Genomic DNA, 20,692 nt, shown 5'->3' with positions numbered 1-20,692 from the left:
GCCACGCCCTAGAATCTGCTCACGTGACTGCCGCTTGGGGCTTCGGCCTGACGACCTACGCCGCCGACCAGACCGTTCTCGACACCTGGTTCCCCGCCCCCGCGCTGGGCGAGAGGCCCGCCGACGCCCAGGCTCCCGCCGAGCTGGTTGCGCTCGAGGGCGCCGACGAGGCGCGCGGCGTCACCCGCAGGGTCAACCTGGTCGAGATCGCCGACCTGGCGGCCGCGCCCGCCGACACCGTCGACGTGTGGCTGCGCCTGCACCTGCTCTCGTCACGGCTGGTCCAGCCCCACGGGCAGAACCTCGACGGCATCTTCGGCCTGCTGACCAACGTCGTGTGGACCTCCGCGGGCCCGTGCGCCGTCGAGGGCTTCGAGCTCACCCGCGCGCGACTGCAGGCCGCCGGCCAGCACGTCACGGTGTACGGCGTCGACAAGTTCCCGCGCCTGGTCGACTACGTGATCCCGGCGGGTGTCCGGATCGCCGACGCCGACCGGGTCCGCCTCGGCGCGCACCTCGCCGCCGGCACCACCGTCATGCACGAGGGCTTCGTGAACTTCAACGCGGGCACGCTCGGCACCTCGATGGTCGAAGGCCGGATCTCGGCGGGCGTCGTCGTCGGCGACGGCTCCGACATCGGCGGCGGCGCCTCGATCATGGGCACCCTGTCGGGTGGCGGCAAGCAGGTCATCTCGGTCGGGCGGCGCTGCCTGCTCGGCGCCAACGCCGGCATCGGCATCTCGCTCGGCGACGACTGCGTGGTCGAGGCCGGCTGCTACGTCACGGCGGGCACCAAGGTCACCGTGCTCGAGCCCGGCAAGGACACCCGGGTCGTGAAGGCGGGCGAGCTCTCCGGGGCCGGCAACGTGCTCTTCCGCCGCAACTCGGTGTCCGGCGCGATCGAGGCCGTTCCGTGGCAGGGCGAGGGCATCGCCCTCAACGCCGCGCTGCACGCCAACTGACCCGGCGGGTCACCAGCCCCCACGCACACTGGGTGCCGTGAAGAACCCTGCCTGGGCGGTCGTCATCGGCCTGGCGGTCCTGGCGACCGTCGCCGCCGTCGGCATCGGCGCGCTCCGGGCGACCGACCGGCTGACCGGCGGGCCCGACGGCGACTGCACCGTGACCGTCGGGGACCACACCGTCGAGGTCAGCGGCGCACAGGCCGAGAACGCGGCGCTGATCGCCGCGATCGCCGTACGGCGCGGGCTGCCGGCCCGGGCGACCTCGATCGCCCTGGCGACGGCGTACCAGGAGTCGAAGCTGGTCAACATCGACTACGGCGACCGCGACTCGCTGGGGCTCTTCCAGCAGCGGCCCTCGCAGGGCTGGGGCACGCCCGCCCAGGTCCTCGACCCCGTCTATGCCGCCAACGCCTTCTTCGACGCGCTGGTCGAGGTCGACGGCTACGAGTCCATGGAGATCACCGTCGCGGCGCAGGCCGTGCAGCGCTCGGCCTTCCCGGACGCGTACGCCGACCACGAGGCCGACGGCCGCGCCCTCGCCTCCGCGCTGACCGGCCACTCCCCCGCGACCTTCAGCTGCGACCTCGCCGGCGGGGCCCCGTCGGCCGACGTCGAGCTGGTCGCGAGCGGCCTCACCCCGCGGGCGGACGCGGTCCGCACGGAGCTGCTCACCCGGTTCGGCCGCCTGCAGCTCGGCGGCTTCGAGCCGGACGGCGTCTCCACCGGCCACATGGAGGGCTCGGCCCACTACGACGGGCGCGCGATCGACGTGTTCGTCCGGCCGATCACCGAGCCCAACACCGCGAAGGGCTGGGCGATGGCCCACTGGGCGGTCGCCAACGCCGCCCGCCTGGACATCCGCACCGTGATCTTCGACGACCGGATCTGGACCGCCGGCCGTGAGGGCTGGCGCGACTACGACCCGCCGGACCGCGCCGGCGACCGCAAGATCCTCGAGCACCGCGACCACGTGCACGTCGACGTGTTCCGCTGACCGGCGTGGGCTGTCCACGGGCTCACGGATCCGCGTTGCGCATACGGTTGTATGCGTCTAGGCTGGGTGACGTGACCCGGATCACCATCAACGTCGACGACGACACCGGCAGCGCCATCCGCGAAGCGGCCGCGAGCGCCGGGGAGTCGGTGAGCGCCTGGATGTCGCGCGCCGCCGAGATGAAGCTGCGCAACCAGTTGCTGGGCAAGGCCCTCGACGACTACGAGGCCGAGTACGGCGCGTTCACCGAGGAGGAGCTGGCCAAGGCCCGGGCGCTCTTCCGGCAGAAGCCCGCGCGCTGGACCGAAGAGCCCTCGACATGAGCCTGGTCCTGGACACGGGGGCGCTGCTCGCCGTCGACTGGCGCAACCGGGACGTGCTCGCCGCGATCCGCACCGCGCAGGAGGAGGGCGTGCCGGTGCGGACCAGCAGCGGCGCGGTCGCCCAGACCTGGCGCAACGGAGCCCGGCAGGCGGTCCTGGCGACCACCCTGCGCGGCATCGAGGAGCGGCCGATCGACGCCGGGTCGTCACGCCGGATCGGGCGCCTCCTCGCCGGTACCGGCACGAGCGACGTCGTCGATGCCCACGTGGCCACGCTCTGCGACGACGACGATGTCGTGCTGACCAGCGATCCCACCGACCTCGACCGCCTGCTGTCGGTCCTCGGACGGACCGCGACGATCAGCCGCGTGTAGCCGGCTACCGCCGCGGCTAGTGCCGCGCCCGGCCCGAGACGACGAGGATCAGCGGTCGGCGGACAACCGCTCCACCGCGGCGGCGATCCGCTCGTCGGTCGCGGTCAGCGCGATCCGGACGTGGTGGGAGCCGGCGGCGCCGTAGAACGCGCCCGGCGCGACCAGGATCCCCTGCTCGGCGAGATCGGCGACCAGCTGCCAGCAGTCCGGGCCGCCCTCGCCGGCGGTGCCCTTGGTGGTCCACAGGTAGAGGGACGCCTCGGAGTGCTCGACGGTGTAGCCCGCGGCCTCGAGCGCCGTCCGCAGCGCCGTACGACGGGCGCGGTAGCGCTCGTGCTGCTCCCGGACGTGTGCCTCGTCGCCGAGGACGGCGGCCATCGCGTGCTGCTGCGGCGCGGGCATCATCAGGCCCATGTTCTTGCGGACCGCGAGCAGCTCGGCGATGACGGCGCGGTCGCCGGCGACGAAGGCGCAGCGGTAGCCGGCGAGGTTGGAGCGCTTCGAGAGCGAGTGGACGACGAGGATGCCCTCGGCCGAGCCACCCGAGACGTCGGGATGCAGGACGGAGTAGGCCTCCCCCTCCCACACGCAGTCGAGATAGCACTCGTCGGAGACGAGCAGCACGCCGCGCTCCCGGCACCAGTCGACGACCTTCTTGAGGTGCTCCTTGGGGAGCACCCGGCCCGACGGGTTCGAGGGAGAGTTGACCCACAGCAGCTTCGGCGTCTCGGGGCCGAAGGTGGTCAGCGCGTCGGTGGCGACGGCGCGCGCGCCGACCAGCGCCGCGCCGACCTCGTAGGTCGGGTAGGCGAGGGCCGGGTAGCCGATCAGGTCACCGGGGCCGAGGCCGAGGTACGTCGGCAGCGAGGCGATGAACTCCTTGGAGCCGATCAGCGGCAGCACCTGGTCGAGGCCGAGTCCGGTCACGCCGTGGGTGCCGGCCAGCCAGTCGACGACGGCCTGCCGCACCTCGGGGGTGCCGATGGTCACGGGGTAGCCCGGCGCGTCCGCTGCCCGCGTCAGCGCCGCGCGGGCGACCTCGGGCGTCGGGTCGACCGGGGTGCCGATCGAGAGGTCGACGATCCCGCCGGCGTGCGCACGGGCCCGCTCGGCGTACTGGGGCAGCTTGTCCCAGGGGAAGTCCGGCAGACGCTGGGAGACCGGGGTGCTCAGTGGGCCCTCATCGCCTCAGTGATCCGTGTTCTGCGGCTCGAGCGCGGCGACGAACTCGGCGTCCTTGTCGATCTCGCCCATCTTGGCGGCGCCGCCGGGCGAGCCGAGGTCGTCGAAGAACTTCACGTTGGCGTCGTAGTAGTCCTTCCACTCCTCCGGGACGTCGTCCTCGTAGAAGATCGCCTCGACCGGGCAGACCGGCTCACAGGCACCGCAGTCGACGCACTCGTCGGGGTGGATGTAGAGCATCCGCTTGCCCTCGTAGATGCAGTCGACCGGACACTCGTCGACGCACGCGCGGTCCTTCAGGTCGACGCACGGCTGCGAGATGATGTAGGTCATCGATTCCTCCTGGACCAGGACGTCCACTACAACGACTGCGGGACGACACGACGGCACCCCGATATGAAGGGGTTTCGTGTCGGGGCTCAGCCTAGTATCCCCATCGTGCCTGACGCGCAAAGACCCCCCGATCTGGGACGACATCTGCTGGGACCCCATGTCGTCGGGCAGCGGGTCGTGGTCCGCCGGCTCCTGCGGGGCAGGACCGGGCCGTCCGGCGGGCCCGCCCTCACCGACGTGCTCGGCGTCTGCCTGTCCTGGGCCGAGGGCACCTGCGTCGTCCAGCCCGCGTCGGGTGAGCCGGTCCGGATCGCGCTGGCCGACATCGTCTCCGGCAAGCCCGTCCCGCCGCGTCCCGCACCCCGGCTGCGGGTGAGCGCCCGCGACGCCGAGGCCCGCACGGGCGGCCTGTGGGCCACGGTGGACCGCGAGCCGCTCGGCGCGTGGGAGCTGCGCTCGGAGCGGGAGCCGACGGGCCGGCTGCTCAAGCGCGCCAACTCCTGTCTGGCGATGGGCGACCCCGGCCGGCCGTTCCCCGAGGCGCTGGCCGCCGTCGAGGCGTTCTACGCCGGGCGCGGCCGCGACCCACTCGCCCAGGTGGAGGCCGGCTCGGCCCTCGAGGAGTCCTTCGCGGCCGCGGGCTGGCAGCGCCTGTCGTACGGCGAGTCCGAGCTCCTGCTCGCGTCGGTGGCGCGCCTGCGGCGCTCGCTGACGGAGGCCGGGGCGCGGACCGGGGCGACGGCCGATGTCGAGCTCACCGTCACCGGCGCCCGTGCCGTGGCGTCGGCCGGCGCCGGGTGCGACCCGCTGGCCGAGGCGCGGGCGGGCGTCGACGGCGACTGGGTCGGCCTGCACGGCCTCACCGTCGACCCGGCCCACCGCCGGCGCGGCCTGGCCACCACGGTCGTGCTCGCGCTGCTCGACTGGGCGGCCGAGCAGGGGGCGATGACCGCATGGCTGCACGTCGAGACCGACAACCCCGACGGGCGGGCGTTCTGGGAGGCGCTGGGGTTCGTGACCCACCACACCTGCCGCTACTACGCCCCGAGCTCCGCGAGCGCCTGGCCGGTCAACCGGTAGGTCGTCCACTCCTCCATCGGACGGGCGCCCAGCGCCTCGTAGAACTCGATCGACGGGGTGTTCCAGTCGAGCACGGCCCACTCGACCCGGCGGTACCCGCGGTCGACCGCGATCCGGGCCAGCGCGGTCAGCAGCGCCCTGCCCAGTCCGCTGCCGCGCGACCCCGGCTCGACGTACAGGTCCTCGAGGTAGATGCCCGGCACGCCGGTCCACGTGGAGTACGTGCGGAACCACAGCGCCATCCCGACCACCGCGCCCGCGCCGGACTCGGCGACCAGGACCCGGGCGACCGGGTCCTCGCCGAAGACCCAGCGGTGGAGGTCGTCCTCGGTCGTCACGACGGCGTCGGGCTCGCGCTCGTAGGCGGCGAGCTCCCGGATCAGCCGAAGGACGTCGGGGACGTCCTCCGGCGTCGCGGGACGGACGCCGGCCGGGAGGTCGGGCCCGGCCTCAGCCACGGGCGAGGAAGTTGAGCAGGTCGTGCCGGGTCAGCACGCCCACCGGCTTGCCGTCCTCGTGCACCAGCACCGCGTCGGCCGACTCCAGCAGCGGCACGGCGGCGGTGGCGTCCTCGGTCGAGCCGATGGTCGGCAGGGCCGTCGACATGTGCTGCTCGACCGAGTCGGTGAGCTTGGCCTTGCCGGTGAACAGCGCGTCGAGCAGGGCCCGCTCCGAGACCGAGCCCGCGACCTCGGCGGCCACGATCGGGGGCTCCGCGCGGACGACGGGCATCTGCGAGACGCCGTACTCCTGGAGGATCTGGACCGCCTCGGCGATGGTCTCGTTGGGGTGGGTGTGCACGAGCGCCGGCAGGCCGCGGGACTTGCCGCGCAGCACCTCGCCGACGGTCTGGGCCGGGCGCGGCTGGCCGGTGCTGAAGCCGTACTGCGCGAGCCAGTCGTCGTTGAAGACCTTGCTGAGGTAGCCGCGGCCCGAGTCGGGCAGCAGGACGACGATCACGGCGTCGTTCTTGCCTTCGGCGGCGAGCTCCTGGGCGAGCTGGCGCGCGGCGTACGCGGCCATGCCGGACGAGCCGCCGACGAGCATCTGCTCCTCGCGGGCCAGGCGGCGGGTGAAGGCGAACGAGTCGGCGTCGGAGACCTCGATGATCCGGTCGGCCACGCCGCGGTCGTAGGTCTCGGGCCAGAAGTCCTCGCCGACGCCCTCGACGAGGTAGGGGCGGCCGGTGCCGCCGGAGTAGACCGAGCCGGCCGGGTCGGCGCCGATGACCTGGACGGCCTCGTCCTGCTCCTTGAGGTAGCGACCGATGCCGGAGATGGTGCCGCCGGTGCCGACGCCCGCGACGAAGTGGGTGATCCGCCCCTCCGTCTGGCGCCACAGCTCGGGGCCGGTCTCCTCGTAGTGGGAGCGCGGGTTGTGCGGGTTGGAGTACTGGTCGGGCTTCCACGCCCCGGGCTGGCTCGCCAGCCGGTCGGAGACGTTGTAGTAGGAGTCGGGGTGCGCGGGCGCGACGGCCGTCGGGCAGACGACCACCTCGGCGCCGTACGCCTTGAGGACGTTGCGCTTGTCCTCACTGACCTTGTCGGGGCACACGAAGACGCACTTGTAGCCCTTCTGCTGGGCCACCATCGCCAGCCCGACGCCGGTGTTGCCGGACGTCGGCTCGACGATCGTGCCGCCGGGCTGCAGGGCGCCGGACGCCTCGGCGGCCTCGATCATGCGCGTGGCGATCCGGTCCTTCACCGAACCGCCGGGGTTGAGGTACTCGACCTTGGCCAGCACCAGCGGTCCGCCGTCCGGAAGGTCGAGGGAACGGTTGAGCCGGACCAGCGGGGTGTTGCCGATCAGCTGCAGCAGGGACTCCACGTACTCCATGGCCCCACCGTATCGGGGTCTCCGTAGCATGGCTCGCGTGAGCAAGGCGTCCGCAGCCCGCAAGCTCGCCGCCGCCGCGCTGTACGGCGGGGGCGGGCTCTCCGCGCTCGGCGCGGGTCTCTACGGCGTGCTCTCCGCGGAGGCGCGGATCGCTCGCAAGACGATCGGCCCCGCCCGTGACGAGCCCCCGCCCGACGCGACCGGCTGGTACGGCCGGGGCCGCCCCGGCCCGGCCATCCGGATCGCCCTGCTCGGCGACTCCAGCGCGGCCGGCTACGGCGTGGAGCGCGTGGAGGACACACCCGGCGCGCTGATCGCCTCCGCCGTCGCCGAGCACGCCGACCGGCGGGTCTACCTGCGCGAGTTCTGCGTCGTCGGCGCGAAGTCCTCGGACCTCGCCGCCCAGGTCGACCGGGCCCTGCCGATCGAGCCCGACGCGGCGGTCATCCTGATCGGCGGCAACGACGTCACCCACACCGTGCGGCCCTCCCACTCGGTGCGCTCGCTGTCCGACGGAGTCCGCCGGCTGATCGGCGCGGGCGCGACCGTCGTCGTCGGCACCTGCCCCGACCTCGGCACCATCCAGCCGATCGCCCCGCCGCTGCGCCAGGTCGCGCGCGCCTGGTCGCGCCGGCTCGCCGCGGCGCAGACCATCGCGGTGGTCGAGGAGGGCGGACGGACCGTCTCGCTCGGCGACATCCTCGGACCCGAGTTCGCCGCGGCGCCCGCGCTGCTGTTCGGCCCCGACCAGTTCCACCCGTCCGCCGAGGGCTACAAGGCGCTGGCCGGGGTCCTCGTCCCGTCGGTGCTCGCCGCGCTCGAGCACGCGCCCGACGAGGCCGGCCTCGAGGCATACCGCGGCGAGGGCGTCCTGCCCGTGACCCGCGCGGCCGTCCAGGCCGTCAACGAGCCCGGCACCGAGCTGGGCGGCACCGAGGTCGGCGGCCGCCGGGCCGGTGTCCGCGGGCTGTGGGTGGAGCTGCGGCACCGCCGCGGCCGCAAGCACGTCCCCGGCGAGGCGCCCGAGGAGCACGAGACCGCTCCGGATCCCGCCTGAGGCTGGTCCGGGTCTCCGGTTCAACTACCGAATTTGTCGTCCCCAGCGGCGGTTCACGACGAATTCGGTAGGTGAACCGCACCTCCGGGAGCAGCCTGTGGAGGAGCCCCCGGCGGGTCCCCGGATTCGCCGATGCTGGGCGGATGGATCTGGAGATCGACCGCAGCGACATCGTGGTCCCGGTACGCGCCGATCCGTCGGGCCGGACCGGGCCGACGGCGGGGCAGGCGCGAGGACCCCGCTGGCGCCGTACGAGCGGGCCGGGGCTGTTCGTGCCCTCGGAGGTGCCGGACAGCGAGGTCCAACGCATCGTCGAGGCGGTCGCCGGAGCGCCGGAAGGCTCGGCAGCCACGGGTTGGGCGGCCCTGCACTGGCAGCAGGCACGATCGGACGCGGGTACGCCGCCTCGACCTCGAGGTGGAGGAGCTGTGCCGGGGCCTCGGGCTCGAGGTGGTGACCATGCTGTCGGCGGACCTGCGCGACATGCGCTCGTTCGACGGCAGGCTGGCGACGGCGTACCGACGAGCGGGTCGGCGGCGCCCGAACCCGGAGTGGACCCTCGACCAGCCCTGGTGGTGGCTCGACACGTCGACCGTAGACCGACGGCGCGCCCTCGGCGACGAGGACCGGCGGATCTGGCTGCGGCGGCAGGTGGCGTGAGGTCGGTCGCGGCGCGCGCGGTTCAACGACCGGAATTGTCGCTCAGACCGCTCGGGGGCGACGAATTCGGTAGTTGAACCGAAAAACACGCCGGCCCCGACCCACCGAAGTGGGCCGGGGCCGTCGTGGGACCGGAAGGTCAGTCCTGCTGCAGGATCGCGAGGATGCGCAGCAGGTTGGTGTAGATCCAGACCAGGCTGACGGTCATCGCGAACGACGCGCGCCACGACTCCCGCTCCGGGATGCCGTTGCGGACGCCCTGCTCGACGAAGTCGAAGTCCATCACCAGCATGAACACACCGAGCACGAGGCCGGCGACGGCGAACAGCAGGCCCAGCGGGCCGAAGCCGAACAGGCCGAGGTCGGCGCTGAAGAGGCTGAGGATGATCTCGAGGAAGCCGAGACCGACCATGCCGAACATGGCGGCGGTGACCATGGTCCGGAACTTGTTGCCGACCTTGATGTCGAAGAACTTGTACGCCGCCAGCGTGCCGGCGAACGCGGCCATGGTGCCGAGGACGGCCTGCAGCACGATCGTGTCGCCGATGAAGGCGTCGAACGTCTTGCTGATCGCACCGAGGGCGACACCCTCGGCGGCGGCGAAGGCGAGCACGAGCGCCGGGCTGATCTGGCGCTTGAACGAGTTCACCAGGGACAGGACGAAGGCCAGGATGCCGCCGATGGCGGACGCGGCGTAGAGCGGCGCCAGGTCCTCGGCGACGTCGGCGCCCTCGATGGCGGGCGTGAGGAACCAGGTCGCCGCCGCGGTCACGAACACCACGGCGAGGGTGATCGCGGTCGACTGGACGACCGAGTCGATGGTCATCCGGCCCTGGCGGGCGCCGGTCGGCGCCTCGGGGGCGGGGTAGCCGGGCTGCTGGTAGCCGCCGTACTGCGGCTCACCGAAGCCCTGGTAGGCAGCGGCTCCGGACCGGTTGAACTCCTCGGAGCGCCGGAACACCGGGTTGTTGCTCTGCATGGTCTCCTCCGCAGGCTTGCGAGTCTGCCGGGCGGCCACGGTGGACGCCCTTCCACCTACAGTCTAGGTGTCTCGTTGCTGGTGCAACGCCCGGTCGTTGCCAAAGGTTCCCCAACGGGCGATCTCAGCGCCCTGAGATCCGGACCGACACCTCCTGACCGGGTACGTCGGGCCGCACCTCGATCCGTCCGCCGGCGCCCGGCGTCCACCGCCCGCCGGTCACCGTGACGTCGTACCCGCCGGGGTAGTGCAGCGGGCTGACGAAGATCTCGGTCGGGGCGTCGACGGCGTTGGAGCGGTACCGGTAGGAGAAGTCGCCGGTGCCGACGTCGAAGGCCATCGCCAGCGGCGTGCCGGCCGTGGCCTGGGCGTAGGTGCGGACGAGGCGGCGCAGCTTGGCCTCCTTGACCGACCCGAAGTCGGTGTCGTCGCGGAACATCCCCTGCGCGTCGTCGGCGGTCGTGGGGTCCTGCCACCGCTTGTAGGCCCAGTGGCTCCAGCCCATCAGGTTCTCGTCGGCGACCGCGGCGTCGATCTCGATCGCGCGCAGGTTGTCGGTCGCACCCCACTCGCTCATCATCGGCGCGGCCCGCATCGTGTCGGCCTGGGCGAGCGCGGTCGCCGTCCGCTCCCGGCTGAACCGCCAGCAGTTCTCGACCTTGCCGAACGGCAGACCCTGCGACTCCAGGAAGACGTCCTGGCAGTAGTTGTGCCAGGAGTAGCCGAGCTGGTCCTCCCCCGCCATCGGCTGCAGGTACGTCGGCACCGGGCGCCCGGCGGCCAGCTGCTGCGGCTCCCACCACACGACATTGGCCGGGTCGACCTCGCGGATCGCCCGGGTGACCTTCTCGTAGGCTGGCTGCAGCTCGCGTCGGTAGGAGCCGGGGCAGCCGTTGGTGAAGCAGGTCAGCCACTCCAGTCCCATCCACGGCTCGTTGATCAGGTCGTAGCCCATCAGGTGCGGCTGGTCCTTCCACCACTCGGCCGCGACCTGCCAGGCCCGTGCCCAGCCGTCGAGGCCGCCGTGCCGGCCGGCCCAGAACTGGTCGAAGACGGCCGAGTTCTCCGGCGTCCAGTAGCCCATCGGGAAGGGCAGGTTGACCGGCGGCAGCAGGCCGAGCAGCGGCGGCCGCCGCAGCGCCCAGTCCGGCACCCCCTCGCCGCCGTACGTCTCGTGCCACTGGTCCTGGTGCATGTCGAGCTGCATCCAGATCCCCCGCTCGGCCAGCAGGTCCATGACGCGCTGCCAGCCGGCGCGGTACGCCGGGTCGCCGACGCCGGGGGCGTCCGGGGTGATGCCGGCCCACAGGGTGCCGAGACGGGCGCCGTTGAAGCCGTAGCGCTCCAGCCACCGCGCGTCGGCCACGGTGAAGCCCTCGGCGGTGTCCGGCGGGACGTAGGGATCGAGCTTCCAGACCAGGTTGAAGCCGTGGACGATCACGACCCGGCCCCGCTCGTCGACCAGCCAGCGTCCCTGCCGCCGCAGCTGCGGGGGCGGCTGGTCCGGTCCGGTGGGCCCCGGGGCGGCCCGCACCGATGGCGCCGCCGCAGCCGCGCCCGCCGGCACAGCCGGGGGCGCGGCACCGAGGGCGCCGGCCACCAGCGCGGTCACGGCCAGCAGGGCGATGGAACGTGTTCTACGGCGCACACACCGTCAACGAGAACGGCCGCGGAAGGTGACTCGGGTCACTCCGCGCGGCGCACTCGGACCACGGTGTCGCGCACGAGCAGCGGCCCGTCCGGCGTGACCTGCTCGCGGACCGGGGTATCGGCGACCTCGACCTCCCAGTCGCTGCCCGACGGGCCGGCACCGAGCGTCTCGAGGACACGGTCGGGCTCGAACATGAGGCCCGGGCCGTGGTCGTGCCGGGCGCCGGTGGCGACGTCGTCGGGATGGTGGGCGGTGACGAGGAGGCGACCGCCCGGCGCGACGGCGTCCGCGATGCCGCGGTAGATAGCGGCGAAGTCGGACTGCGGCACGTGGAGGAAGCTGACGGTCACCAGGTCGAAGGTGCGCCGGCCGACCGGGCGCGGGTCGGCGAGGGCGTCGTAGAAGCCGATCCGGATCCGGTCGCCGACCCCCTCGTCCTCGGCGTGCGCGGCGACCTTGGCCAGTGCCACCTGGGACACGTCGACGGCGGTGACCTGCCAGCCCTGCTTGGCCAGCCACACCGCGTCGCCGCCCTCGCCGCAGGCCACGTCGAGGGCGGTGCCGGGCGTCAGGTCGGCGGTCTGCTCGACCAGGCGCTGGTTGGGCCGGCCGCTCCAGACACGATCGCTGCCGCCGTACCTCTCGTCCCAGAAGCCGGCGGTCAGCGCGTCGCGCAGCGCCTCGAGGGAGTCGTCGTGATCGTGGTGGTGTCGGTGCATGTCACCACTGTCCCGCTTCAGGTGGACGTGAAGTCAAGGCGGTCCGGCGCTGCCGTCGGCAGCGAGGCGCTGCCGTCGGCGGATCCGCCTGGTCCGTGACGCCCGCGCCGCCGACAGTGGGGCCATGAGCGACGACAACCGACCCCGCATGTTCGACGACCGGGCCCGACGCGAGCTGCTCCAGCAACGCGTGCTCGTCCTCGACGGAGCCCTGGACGACGACAACGGAGTACTGCTGACCACCCAACTGGTGGCCCTCGCGGCCGACGACCCGAATGCCGACGTGGCACTGTGGATCCACTCCCCCGGCGGCTCGGTGCCGGCGATGCTCGCGATCCGCGACGTGATGCGGCTGGTGCCGTGCGACGTCGCGACCCTCGCCCTCGGCATCGCGTGCAGCGCCGGCCAGTTCCTGCTGTCGTCCGGCACCCGCGGCAAGCGGCGGGCCCTCCCCCACGCACGGGTGCTCATGCACCAGGGGTCCGCCGGCATCGCGGGCACCGCGGTCGACATCGAGCTGCAGGCGCAGGACCTGCGGCACACCCGCGACACCGTGCTCGGCCTCATCGCCGAGGACACCGGACAGCCGCTGGCACGGATCTTCGAGGACTCGCTGCACGACCGGTGGTACTCCGCCCCTCAGGCGCTGGAGTACGGCTTCGTCGACGAGATCGTGGCGTCGTACGACGTGCTGGCGCCGCCTCGACGCGCACCGCTGGGCCTGGGGGTGGCCCGATGAGCTCCTACCTGGTCCCCAACGTGATCGCCCAGCACCCGCGCGGCGAGCGGATCATGGACGTCTACTCCCACCTGCTCACCGAGCGGGTGGTCTATCTCGGCACGGCGATCGACGCGGGCGTCGCGAACGCACTGGTCGCGCAGCTGCTGCACCTCGAGGCCGACAACCCCGACCGCGACATCCACCTCTACATCAACTGCGAGGGCGGCGACCCGAGCGCGATGCTGGCGGTGCACGACACGATGCAGTTCATCCGGCCCGAGGTCGCGACGACCTGTGTCGGCCAGGCGATCGCGGTCGGCGCGGTGCTGCTGGCCGCCGGGGCGGCGGGCAAGCGGGCGGCACTCCCCCACGCCCGAGTCGTCCTGCACCAGCCGGCGGTCCAGGGCAGGGGCGCGATCCCCGACCTGATCCTGCAGGCCGACGAGGTCGTCCGGGTGCGCGCCGACATCGAGCGGATCCTGTCGCGGCACACGGGTCAGGACACCGCCACCTTGCGGGCGGACACCGACCACGACCGGGTCTTCACCGCATCGGCCGCGCAGGAGTACGGCCTGATCGACCACGTGATCGAGGCCCGCGGCCCCGCCTTCGTGGCCGGGGGCTGATCAGGCGGCCAGCGCGTACGCCGACACCGCGTGCGCCGACACCGCGGCCGAAGCCCGGAGCGGGACGGCGACCGGAACCGGGCGCAGATCGATGGCGACGGACGTCGTGAGCTCGAGCAGGGTCGTGCCGAGGGCGCCGAGGACGGCCGCGATCATCTCGCTGCTCGGCTCCTTCACGCCCCGCTCGATCTCCGAGAGGTACTGCGGCGAGATGCCGGCCCGTCCGGCCGTCTCGGTCAGGGTCTCGCCGCGCTCCCGACGCAGGTCGCGCAGCCGTCGTCCCACCAGGTCCCGCCACAGCGGCTCGGCATCCCTCTGCTCCTCGGCCATGCCTCATCGTAGGTCGATCACCCGGGCCGATCCGGGCCTCCGTGCGGAGTTCTGCTCTCAGCAGAAGCCGACACCGGGGTCGGCGCGGAGTCAGCACCGAGGTCAGCGCGCTCCCGGGACGGACGCGCCCCGGGAGCGGCGATGGCGGCGTACCGCGTCCCGGTTGGCGCACGGATGCGAGCAGTAGCGCTGGCGGCCGGGACGGCTGAGATCGGCGAAGGCGCGTCGGCAGTCCGCCAGCGCGCACCGCCCGATCCGGTGCATCCCGTTGCGAGTGAGGTGCTCAGCGGTCGCGACGCTGACCGAGGCGGCGAGGGTCTCGCCGAGGCTCGCGTCGTCGGGGCGGTAGTGGAGGTGCCAGCCGCTGCCGTCGTGGTCGGTCACGAGCGGGGCGCTGGAGAAGCGGAGCAGCAGCCCGTTGAGCAGCGCGACGCGGCCGGGCTCGCCGCTCTCGTCGACCAGCGCCTCCCAGGCCTCCAGGAACGCCCGCACCAGCTCGACATCGCGCGGCGCCGGCGGGTTGTCGACCGGCATCCCGTAGGAGCGCCACCGCTCCTCCAGGGCGACCAGGTCGGTGGGACGGTCGTTCACGAGGGAGACGACGACGCCGAGCAGCTCCGGAACGTAAGGGTTTACCCGCACAAGAGCATTACAGCACGGTGGTCCCATGACCGCGCCGACCACGACGCCCCCCGCCTCCACGACGTGCGCGACACCCGGGACCGCCGGCTGGCGGCCGTTGGTCGCCTGCTGCCTCGGCACCTTCCTGCTGATGGTCTACGCCGCCGTCCTGACGGTCGCCCTCCCGGCGATCGGTGCCGACCTCGACGCGGGACCGGGCGCCCAGCAGTGGGTCGTCAACAGCTACTCGGTCGCACTGGCCGGCCTCCTCCTCGGCGCCGGTTCCATCGGCGATGCCTTCGGCACGCGGCGCGTGTACGTCGTCGGCGTGACCGCGTTCACCGGAGCGACGCTCCTCGCCGGGCTCGCACCGGATGCGGGCTGGCTGATCGCCGGCCGCGGCGCGCAGGGGGTCGCGGGCGCGCTGATGCTCGGCTCCATCCCGGCGCTCATCGGCACGGCCTATCCCGAGGCCGGCCGGCGGGCACGTGCGTTCGCGATCTGGGGCGCTGTCGCCGGGGCCTCCTCGGCTGTCGGCACGGTCGCCGGCGGCGTCCTCACGGAACTCCTGGGCTGGCGTTGGCTCTTCCTCGTCTCGCTCCCGTTCTGTGTCCTGTCCCTGCTCCTGATCCGCGGGCTCCGGCTGCCCGGAGCCGACCGCGGACGGAGGTCGGGCGCCTCCGCGCGGGTCGACTGGGCCGGCCTGGCGCTGGCGACGACCGCCGTCACGAGCCTCGCCTACGCCATCGCCCGGCTCGGGGACAGCGCGGCGCGCGACCCTCGAGTGCTCGGGTCCGTCGGCATCGCGACCTTCGCGCTCGCCGGTTTGGTCGCCGTCGAGCGCCGCCGCGCGCATGCGGTGCTCCCGCCGGGGCTCCTGCGGTCGCGCCCGTTCGTGGCCGTGCTCATCACCTCGTTCGCCTACTACTTCGCGACCTTCGGGGCACTCCCCGGCGTCGCCACCTGGCTGCAGGTCTCCTCCGGTCTCGGCGCGTTCGCCGTCTCGATGCTGCTCGTCGTGCAGCTCGTCGCGTTCATCGCCGCGTCGGGACTGCTCAGCCCCCGGCTCCGCCACACCCGACCGTCGTGGACGCTCGGCGCGACGACCCTGACGATCGGGGTGGCCGCCGCCAGCGGCGCCTGCATCGTGTTCGGCCTCGGCGGGATCGGCCTGCTCCCCTTCCTCGTCCTGTCCGGCCTCGCGGCGGGGGTGATCTCGCCCGCATTGCCGATGCTCACGCTCACAACCGCACCTCCGCGCGCGGCGGGCGCCGCGACGAGCGCGGTGAACGCCGTGCGGCAGCTCGGCCTCGCGGTCGGTGTCGCGGTCTGCAGCAGCCTCACCGTGCATCCCGGTGCCGCCGCGACGGCCCGGGCGCTCGGGGCCTGCGCCGTGGTCGCCACCCTCGCGGGCGGGACGGTCCTCGCGCTGCTGCGGGACCAGGATGGTGCCCCCGGTGGGACTCGAACCCACACCTAGCCGCTTTTAAGGCGGCGTCCTCTGCCAGTTGGGATACGGGGGCGGAACGGGTGGATCCCTATAAGTAGGTCTGGCGCGGGTAGATCGCGTGGGCGCCGGCGACCCGGTCGAGGAAGAGGAGGCCGTCGGTGTGGTCGATCTCGTGCTGCAGGGCCCGGGCCTCGAAGGCGTCGGTGCTGAACTCGACCTCCTCGCCGGTGCCGGGCAGCCGGCCGCGGACGGTCAGCCGGGACGCGCGCTTCACGTCACCGGTCAGGTCGGGGACGCTCATGCAGCCCTCGCGGGCCCGCTCGTTGCGGCTGGACGCGACGACCACGGCGTTGCAGAGCACGAAGGTGCCGTGCCGGGTGCGGGTCTTGGGGTGCTCGGTGACGTCGACGCAGAAGACGCGGACGCCGACTCCGACCTGGTTGGCGGCCAGGCCGACGCAGCCCGGGCTGACCCGCATGGTGGCGACCAGGTCGGCGGCGAGCTGGACGATGTCGGCGGAGGTCGGGTCGACGTCGTCGCCGCGGGCCGAGAGCACGCCCGCGGGGGCGCGGACGACGTCGAGGACGCGGCCCTCCACACCGAGCTCCGTCTCGGACCAGGCCGCGACCCGCTCGCTGCCCGCTGCGGGGCTCACAGCTCGTCGGCCTCGGCCGGGCGCAGGGTGGCAGTGACGCCGACCCGCTCGGCCGCGGCCCGGATGGCACTCTCGACCGCGGCGACGTCGGCGTCCACCGGCAGGTCGAGCTCGGCGACGAGTAGGTAGAGGTCGCCCGCGAGACGGGTGGTGAGGTCGGTGATATTGCCCCCGGCGGCGGCGACCTCGGCGACGACCGCGGAGACGATGCCGGACCGGTCGCCGCCGTGGACGGTGAGCACCCAGGCACTGCCTCCCGCCGCCGGGGCGGGCCCGGAGGCGACCGGGCGGACGGCCACGTCCAGGTCGCCACCGACCGCGAGCGGGGCGAGCGCCCGCTCGATCGCGGCGGCGTCGGACCCGCCGCGACACAGCAGCATCATCGCGAAGTGCCCGCGCAGCAGGGTCATGGTGGAGTCCTCGATGTTGAGCCCGAGCTCCGCGAGGCCGGCCGTGGTGGCGGCGATGATGCCGGGACGGTCGTGGCCGAGGACGGTGACGGCGTACAGATCGGTGCTCACACACCCATCCTCCCAGCCCCACGGGGCCGGTTGCGCAGGAATGCCATGACGTTCCCGAAGAGCACGGGGTCGACCACCCGGGCGGCGGCGGCCCACACCGCCAGGAAGGCGACCGCGCCGGCGGGCACGGCGAGTGCGACGGGGTCGACCAGCTCGACCACGATCCCGGCGACGAGCGCTCCCGGGACGAGAGCGGCGAGCGGGCGCAGCCGGCAGAACCGGCCGGTGATCCGGGACAGCGCGATCCCGAGGACGACCGACTCCACGAGGAAGGCGGTCGTGGTGGCCACGGCCGCGGCGGTGATGCCCCAGCGCGGGACGAGGAGGAGGTTCATGGCGACGTTCACCGCCAGGGCGAGCACGCCCGCGACCAGGACGACCGGGTCGGGCCGCAGCGCGAGCAGTACGGAGGCACACACATGGGTCACGCCGAACAGGAGCGGCGCGGCGGCGAGGCCGAGCAGCACCCCGGGATGGACGTACTGCTCGCCGAAGAGGAGGGCGACCAGGTCGTCGCCCCGCAGCGCGATAACCACGCCGTACGGCAGGTAGACCGCACAGGCCAGGACCAGGCCACGCTCGGCCCACTCCCCGACGTGCCGGCGGTCGTCCGGCCGGCTCGCGATGAGCGGGACGAAGGCCCGCGAGAGGGTCCAGCTCACGAAGAGGATCGACTCGAAGACCCGGTAGCCGGCACCGTAGATGCCGACGGCGGTGGTGCCGAGCAGGACGCCGATCAGCGCGGCGTCGATCCGGAAGACGCCCATCGCCGCGATGTCGCCGAGACCCGTGACGGGCGCGGCCCGCAGCACCAGGCGGGCCTCGGCCCCACTGCCGCGGACCCGGGGCCGGGCCCCGGCCCGGTGCGCCGCGACCTGCATGCCGAGCACGCCGATGGCGGTGCCGAGGAGGTAGCCGACCGCTCCGTCGACCGCACTCCGTGTCGCGAGCAGCATCCCGGCGCACAGCACGAGCACCGAGAACCGCTGGAGGACCAGCACGAGGGCCGACAGCTGCTGACGCCGGCGGGCGGCGCAGGCCGCTCGCGACGCGTCGGTGACCGTGTCGAGCAGGCAGCTCGCGACCAGCAGCGCGACGACCACCGCCTGGTGGGGCGTCATCGTGGCGAACAGGACGACCCCGGTCAGCGTGAGCACCACGCCCGACACCACGACCCGGATCGCGACCAGGGCGCCGTAGCACCGGTCCAGGAGCTCGGGCCGCGCGCTGCCGAGCTGGATCACGCGCGCGTCCAGCCCCAGCCCCGGGAGCACCGACAGCAGCAGGCCGAGACTGAGCCCGAAGGAGAGCAGGCCGAAGTCGGCCACGCCGAGCAGCCGCGCCATCACCAGCACCGTGAGGAAGGTGGCGACCTTCCCGAGGAGCTCCGAGGCGCCGAGGGCGAGCACGGTCGCGCCGGTACGCCGCAGTGTGTCGGCCTGCTCCGCGACCTGCGTCATCGCGCGACGAGGGCGCGCACGAGCGACGCCGGCACGACACGGCGCGCCCCGCTCCGCGCCGCGTCCGCCCAGGCGTCGACGGTCGTGACGACCGCGCCGGACGCGGCGCGCAGGCCCACCCGCCGGGTCTCGTGGTCGCCGAACTTGGCCTCGGTCCGCCCGCGCAGCCAGTCGAAGGTCGTGACGCCGGGTGCCTCCGCGGCCCGCACCACGGCGAGCATGTCGCACACGATGCCGCCCTGGTAGCGCTGCCACTCCTCCGCGACCCGCCCGTCGAACAGGCGGTAGGTGTCCCCGTCGACCATCGTCACGGCGTAGCCGGCGACGTCGTCGTCGACGACCAGCACGTCGACGACGACCCGGCCCCGGGCGGCCGCGTCGAGCAGGACGGTCTCGTGGAAGGAGCGCAGCCGCGGGTCGTCGAGGTGGCTGCGGCGGCCGGCGGCGTGGTCGCGGCGGCGACGCACCTCCGCCAGGACGGGCAGCCAGCGGGCGACGTCGCCGGGCTCGGTCGCCGCGACCGTCCGCCAGGCCCGGCCGTCCGCGTCGAGGCGGGCCGTCGCCCGGCGCATGCTGCGCCTGCGGTTGCGGCTGATCCGGAAGCTGCCGCCCACACCCTCGATCCGCGGCATCGGCGGACCGGTCTCGGTCCGGCAGCCGGGCAGTCGCGCCCCGAGCGCCCGCACGGCCGGGTCGTCGGGGTCGAGCTGGTCGAGGTCGATCGACCAGGAGCGATGCGACCTCAGCCACCGGACGACGGCGTCGGCGAGGTCCGTCGCGGCCGTCTCGCCGTCGTGGAAGAGCCGGCCGTAGTCGTTGAGGTCGCCGCCCAGCAGCTGGACCCGACGTACACCGCGGCGCCGGGACGCGGACAGGGCGGCCAGTGCCACCGGCGCGTCGACCGGGCCGACGGTGATCACCACCGGGGTGCCGGGCAGGTGCCGGGCCGCGGCCCGCAGCCAGCCGGCGGAGGTGCAGAACTCCGTGCTGCGCTCGTCGATCCAGCCCGAGAGGCGTTCCAGCCGGGCGACCGCGGACGCGCCGGCCTCGGCCCGCACCGCCGTTCCCGGGGTCGTCGGGCTCGTCGGGCTCGTCGGGCTCGTCGGGCTCGTCGGGCTCGTCGGGGTGGTCGGGGTCGCGGTCATGATGCCTCTCGATCCGGGTGCTGGCCGCGGGCCCAGGCCCGGGCGTCCTCGATGCCGTGCGCCAGGGTCCGCTCGGGGCGCCAGCCGAGCAGCCGCCGCGCCTTCGTGCTGCGGGTGAACGCGCCGACGGTGTCGCCGTCGCGGCGGGGCGCCTCGACCAGCGGCAGCGGCCGCCCGGTGACGCGCTCGAAGGTCGCGACCAGCTGGCGCACCGTCGTACCGCTGCCGGTGCCGAGGTCGACCGCCGCGTGGGGTACGTCGCCGAGGGCACGGTCGAAGTGGCGCAGCGCGGCGACGTGCGCCCGGGCGAGGTCCCAGACGTGGACGTAGTCGCGCACGCCGGTGCCGTCGACCGTCGGGTAGTCGGTCCCCGTGAGCAGGAAGGGACGCCCGGTCCGGTGTGCGTCCAGGAGCCGCCCGAGGACATGGCTCGGGTCCGGCCGGTGCGGGCCGGTCCGCAGCAACGGGTCGGCCCCGACCGGGTTGAAGTACCGCAGCGAGAGGACGCGCAGCTCGGTGGCCGCGGCCAGGTCGGCCAGGACGGTCTCGGCGACCGCCTTGGTCCGCGCGTACGGGCTGCACGGGTCCCACGGCGACGACTCGTCGACGCCCAGGTCCGGGCCGGGCGCGTAGATCGCCGCCGAGCCGCTGAACACGAGCCGGGTCACGCCGCCGGCCAGCAGTGTCTCGGCGAGCTCGAGGGTGCCCGCGACGTTCGTGCGGTAGTACGCCGCCGGCTCGCGCACCGACTCGGGGACCACCACCCGGGCGGCGCAGTGCACGACCGTCGTCACGCCCGGGTTCTCGCGCAGGACCCGACGGAGCAGGACGCGGTCGGCGATGTCGCCGACGTACGCCGCGCGGCCGCGCAGGAACGCGCGCGGCCCGGCCGACAGGTCGTCGAGCACGACCGGCCGGTGCCCGGCGTCGAGCAGCGCGGAGACGACGGTGCTGCCGATGTAGCCGGCGCCGCCGGTGACCAGGACGTCCGCATCCCCCTGCATCGGGCG

At 73.7% G+C, this 20,692-nt stretch carries 24 protein-coding genes and 1 tRNA gene; 10 read left to right on the top strand and 15 right to left on the bottom strand.

Annotation, left to right across the window (positions count from 1 at the left end; translation table 11 throughout):
• The first annotated feature begins 23 nt into the window (after positions 1-23).
• From dapD to RB608_RS18895, 4 genes are all read left to right on the top strand, one after another.
• The gene (dapD, locus tag RB608_RS18910) at positions 24-962 is read left to right on the top strand and encodes a 2,3,4,5-tetrahydropyridine-2,6-dicarboxylate N-succinyltransferase (RefSeq protein ID WP_308089597.1); all 939 of its coding nucleotides are present in this window, start codon (positions 24-26) and stop codon (positions 960-962) included.
• Positions 963-999: 37 nt separating this feature from the next.
• A complete protein-coding gene (locus tag RB608_RS18905) occupies positions 1,000-1,959 on the top strand; it encodes a hypothetical protein (RefSeq protein ID WP_308089596.1) in 960 nt (319 codons plus the stop codon).
• A 71-nt stretch (positions 1,960-2,030) separates the two neighbouring features.
• The gene (locus RB608_RS18900) at positions 2,031-2,282 is read left to right on the top strand and encodes a hypothetical protein (protein ID WP_308089595.1); all 252 of its coding nucleotides are present in this window, start codon (positions 2,031-2,033) and stop codon (positions 2,280-2,282) included.
• The gene (locus tag RB608_RS18895) at positions 2,279-2,656 is read left to right on the top strand and encodes a hypothetical protein (RefSeq protein WP_308089594.1); all 378 of its coding nucleotides are present in this window, start codon (positions 2,279-2,281) and stop codon (positions 2,654-2,656) included. The genes RB608_RS18900 and RB608_RS18895 overlap by 4 nt, the downstream gene beginning before the upstream one ends.
• 48 nt (positions 2,657-2,704) lie before the next feature.
• Here the strand turns inward: RB608_RS18895 and dapC are convergent, their stop codons facing one another.
• On the bottom strand, positions 2,705-3,829 hold the full coding sequence (gene dapC / locus RB608_RS18890; RefSeq protein ID WP_308089620.1) for a succinyldiaminopimelate transaminase: 1,125 nt from the start codon (positions 3,827-3,829) through the stop codon (positions 2,705-2,707).
• A 15-nt stretch (positions 3,830-3,844) separates the two neighbouring features.
• Positions 3,845-4,171, bottom strand: coding sequence for a ferredoxin (fdxA, locus tag RB608_RS18885; RefSeq protein ID WP_308089593.1), 327 nt, complete (start codon positions 4,169-4,171; stop codon positions 3,845-3,847).
• Positions 4,172-4,276: 105 nt separating this feature from the next.
• On the opposite strand from fdxA, the gene RB608_RS18880 reads away from it, so the two are divergent.
• Positions 4,277-5,251: a GNAT family N-acetyltransferase gene (locus RB608_RS18880; protein WP_308089592.1), complete on the top strand. Its 975-nt coding sequence runs from the start codon at positions 4,277-4,279 to the stop codon at positions 5,249-5,251.
• On the opposite strand, the gene RB608_RS18875 is transcribed toward RB608_RS18880, so the two are convergent.
• Positions 5,209-5,709 (bottom strand): GNAT family N-acetyltransferase, encoded by a 501-nt coding sequence (locus tag RB608_RS18875; RefSeq protein WP_308089591.1) that lies wholly within the window; start codon positions 5,707-5,709, stop codon positions 5,209-5,211. The genes RB608_RS18880 and RB608_RS18875 overlap by 43 nt on opposite strands.
• Positions 5,702-7,087, bottom strand: coding sequence for a cystathionine beta-synthase (locus RB608_RS18870; RefSeq protein ID WP_308089590.1), 1,386 nt, complete (start codon positions 7,085-7,087; stop codon positions 5,702-5,704). Before RB608_RS18870 ends, RB608_RS18875 begins: the two co-directional genes overlap by 8 nt.
• Positions 7,088-7,115: 28 nt before the next feature.
• Here RB608_RS18870 and RB608_RS18865 point away from each other — a divergent pair, with 28 nt between their 5' ends.
• Together RB608_RS18865 and RB608_RS18860 are read left to right on the top strand one after the other, a co-directional pair.
• Positions 7,116-8,144, top strand: a complete 1,029-nt coding sequence (locus tag RB608_RS18865; RefSeq protein WP_392391018.1) for an SGNH/GDSL hydrolase family protein — start codon at positions 7,116-7,118, stop codon at positions 8,142-8,144.
• 459 nt (positions 8,145-8,603) lie between these two features.
• A complete protein-coding gene (locus RB608_RS18860) occupies positions 8,604-8,804 on the top strand; it encodes a hypothetical protein (protein ID WP_308089588.1) in 201 nt (66 codons plus the stop codon).
• 139 nt (positions 8,805-8,943) lie between these two features.
• Here the strand turns inward: RB608_RS18860 and RB608_RS18855 are convergent, their stop codons facing one another.
• The 3 genes from RB608_RS18855 to RB608_RS18845 all read right to left on the bottom strand — a co-directional run bounded on the left by RB608_RS18855 (position 8,944) and on the right by RB608_RS18845 (position 12,153).
• Complete coding sequence (locus RB608_RS18855; protein WP_308089587.1) at positions 8,944-9,783, bottom strand: Bax inhibitor-1/YccA family protein; 840 nt, start codon at positions 9,781-9,783, stop codon at positions 8,944-8,946.
• 124 nt (positions 9,784-9,907) lie between these two features.
• Positions 9,908-11,395: a cellulase family glycosylhydrolase gene (locus tag RB608_RS18850; protein ID WP_308089586.1), complete on the bottom strand. Its 1,488-nt coding sequence runs from the start codon at positions 11,393-11,395 to the stop codon at positions 9,908-9,910.
• A 74-nt stretch (positions 11,396-11,469) separates the two neighbouring features.
• Complete coding sequence (locus tag RB608_RS18845) at positions 11,470-12,153, bottom strand: methyltransferase domain-containing protein (RefSeq protein ID WP_308089585.1); 684 nt, start codon at positions 12,151-12,153, stop codon at positions 11,470-11,472.
• 124 nt (positions 12,154-12,277) lie between these two features.
• Here RB608_RS18845 and RB608_RS18840 point away from each other — a divergent pair, with 124 nt between their 5' ends.
• Both RB608_RS18840 and RB608_RS18835 read left to right on the top strand, forming a co-directional pair.
• Entirely contained in the window at positions 12,278-12,892 is a 615-nt protein-coding gene (locus tag RB608_RS18840) for an ATP-dependent Clp protease proteolytic subunit (RefSeq protein ID WP_308089584.1), read from the top strand.
• A complete protein-coding gene (locus RB608_RS18835) occupies positions 12,889-13,500 on the top strand; it encodes an ATP-dependent Clp protease proteolytic subunit (RefSeq protein WP_308089583.1) in 612 nt (203 codons plus the stop codon). Before RB608_RS18840 ends, RB608_RS18835 begins: the two co-directional genes overlap by 4 nt.
• On the opposite strand, the gene RB608_RS18830 is transcribed toward RB608_RS18835, so the two are convergent.
• Positions 13,501-13,830, bottom strand: a complete 330-nt coding sequence (locus RB608_RS18830; protein ID WP_308089582.1) for a helix-turn-helix transcriptional regulator — start codon at positions 13,828-13,830, stop codon at positions 13,501-13,503.
• Between the two features lie 102 nt (positions 13,831-13,932).
• Positions 13,933-14,472 carry a CGNR zinc finger domain-containing protein gene (locus tag RB608_RS18825; RefSeq protein ID WP_308089581.1) on the bottom strand — a complete coding sequence of 180 codons (540 nt, stop codon included), beginning with the start codon at positions 14,470-14,472 and terminating at the stop codon, positions 13,933-13,935.
• Positions 14,473-14,497: 25 nt separating this feature from the next.
• Between RB608_RS18825 and RB608_RS18820 the strand changes: the two genes are divergently transcribed.
• Positions 14,498-15,931: an MFS transporter gene (locus RB608_RS18820; protein WP_308089580.1), complete on the top strand. Its 1,434-nt coding sequence runs from the start codon at positions 14,498-14,500 to the stop codon at positions 15,929-15,931.
• Here RB608_RS18820 and RB608_RS18815 read toward each other — a convergent pair.
• From RB608_RS18815 to galE, 6 genes are all read right to left on the bottom strand, one after another.
• Positions 15,898-15,974 (bottom strand) — tRNA-Leu (locus tag RB608_RS18815). The two genes, RB608_RS18820 and RB608_RS18815, sit on opposite strands and share 34 nt — an antisense overlap.
• A 15-nt stretch (positions 15,975-15,989) precedes the next feature.
• Complete coding sequence (locus RB608_RS18810) at positions 15,990-16,556, bottom strand: peptide deformylase (RefSeq protein ID WP_308089579.1); 567 nt, start codon at positions 16,554-16,556, stop codon at positions 15,990-15,992.
• Positions 16,553-17,077, bottom strand: coding sequence for an ACT domain-containing protein (locus RB608_RS18805; RefSeq protein WP_308089578.1), 525 nt, complete (start codon positions 17,075-17,077; stop codon positions 16,553-16,555). Before RB608_RS18805 ends, RB608_RS18810 begins: the two co-directional genes overlap by 4 nt.
• Positions 17,074-18,537 carry an oligosaccharide flippase family protein gene (locus RB608_RS18800; RefSeq protein WP_308089577.1) on the bottom strand — a complete coding sequence of 488 codons (1,464 nt, stop codon included), beginning with the start codon at positions 18,535-18,537 and terminating at the stop codon, positions 17,074-17,076. Before RB608_RS18800 ends, RB608_RS18805 begins: the two co-directional genes overlap by 4 nt.
• Positions 18,534-19,682 carry a GNAT family N-acetyltransferase gene (locus RB608_RS18795; RefSeq protein WP_308089576.1) on the bottom strand — a complete coding sequence of 383 codons (1,149 nt, stop codon included), beginning with the start codon at positions 19,680-19,682 and terminating at the stop codon, positions 18,534-18,536. The genes RB608_RS18800 and RB608_RS18795 overlap by 4 nt, the downstream gene beginning before the upstream one ends.
• Positions 19,679-20,686: a UDP-glucose 4-epimerase GalE gene (galE, locus tag RB608_RS18790; RefSeq protein WP_308089575.1), complete on the bottom strand. Its 1,008-nt coding sequence runs from the start codon at positions 20,684-20,686 to the stop codon at positions 19,679-19,681. Before galE ends, RB608_RS18795 begins: the two co-directional genes overlap by 4 nt.
• Positions 20,687-20,692 lie beyond the last annotated feature (6 nt).

It is taken from the genome of Nocardioides sp. LHD-245 (genome assembly GCF_030929495.1).
Lineage (GTDB): Bacteria > Actinomycetota > Actinomycetes > Propionibacteriales > Nocardioidaceae > Nocardioides.
This window is presented reverse-complemented; position numbering and strand designations above follow the sequence as displayed.

What these genes read in the sequence shown, in the direction of transcription:
- RB608_RS18895 (WP_308089594.1), top strand. Translation starts at nt 2,279, where the DNA reads ATGAGCCTGGTCCTGGACACGGGGGCGCTGCTCGCCGTCGACTGGCGC.
- fdxA (WP_308089593.1), bottom strand. Translation starts at nt 4,171, where the DNA reads ATGACCTACATCATCTCGCAGCCGTGCGTCGACCTGAAGGACCGCGCG.
- RB608_RS18870 (WP_308089590.1), bottom strand. Translation starts at nt 7,087, where the DNA reads ATGGAGTACGTGGAGTCCCTGCTGCAGCTGATCGGCAACACCCCGCTG.
- RB608_RS18865 (WP_392391018.1), top strand. Translation starts at nt 7,116, where the DNA reads ATGGCTCGCGTGAGCAAGGCGTCCGCAGCCCGCAAGCTCGCCGCCGCC.
- RB608_RS18860 (WP_308089588.1), top strand. Translation starts at nt 8,604, where the DNA reads ATGCTGTCGGCGGACCTGCGCGACATGCGCTCGTTCGACGGCAGGCTG.
- RB608_RS18855 (WP_308089587.1), bottom strand. Translation starts at nt 9,783, where the DNA reads ATGCAGAGCAACAACCCGGTGTTCCGGCGCTCCGAGGAGTTCAACCGG.
- RB608_RS18845 (WP_308089585.1), bottom strand. Translation starts at nt 12,153, where the DNA reads ATGCACCGACACCACCACGATCACGACGACTCCCTCGAGGCGCTGCGC.
- RB608_RS18840 (WP_308089584.1), top strand. Translation starts at nt 12,278, where the DNA reads ATGAGCGACGACAACCGACCCCGCATGTTCGACGACCGGGCCCGACGC.
- RB608_RS18835 (WP_308089583.1), top strand. Translation starts at nt 12,889, where the DNA reads ATGAGCTCCTACCTGGTCCCCAACGTGATCGCCCAGCACCCGCGCGGC.
- RB608_RS18830 (WP_308089582.1), bottom strand. Translation starts at nt 13,830, where the DNA reads ATGGCCGAGGAGCAGAGGGATGCCGAGCCGCTGTGGCGGGACCTGGTG.
- RB608_RS18820 (WP_308089580.1), top strand. Translation starts at nt 14,498, where the DNA reads ATGACCGCGCCGACCACGACGCCCCCCGCCTCCACGACGTGCGCGACA.
- RB608_RS18800 (WP_308089577.1), bottom strand. Translation starts at nt 18,537, where the DNA reads ATGACGCAGGTCGCGGAGCAGGCCGACACACTGCGGCGTACCGGCGCG.
- RB608_RS18795 (WP_308089576.1), bottom strand. Translation starts at nt 19,682, where the DNA reads ATGACCGCGACCCCGACCACCCCGACGAGCCCGACGAGCCCGACGAGC.
- galE (WP_308089575.1), bottom strand. Translation starts at nt 20,686, where the DNA reads ATGCAGGGGGATGCGGACGTCCTGGTCACCGGCGGCGCCGGCTACATC.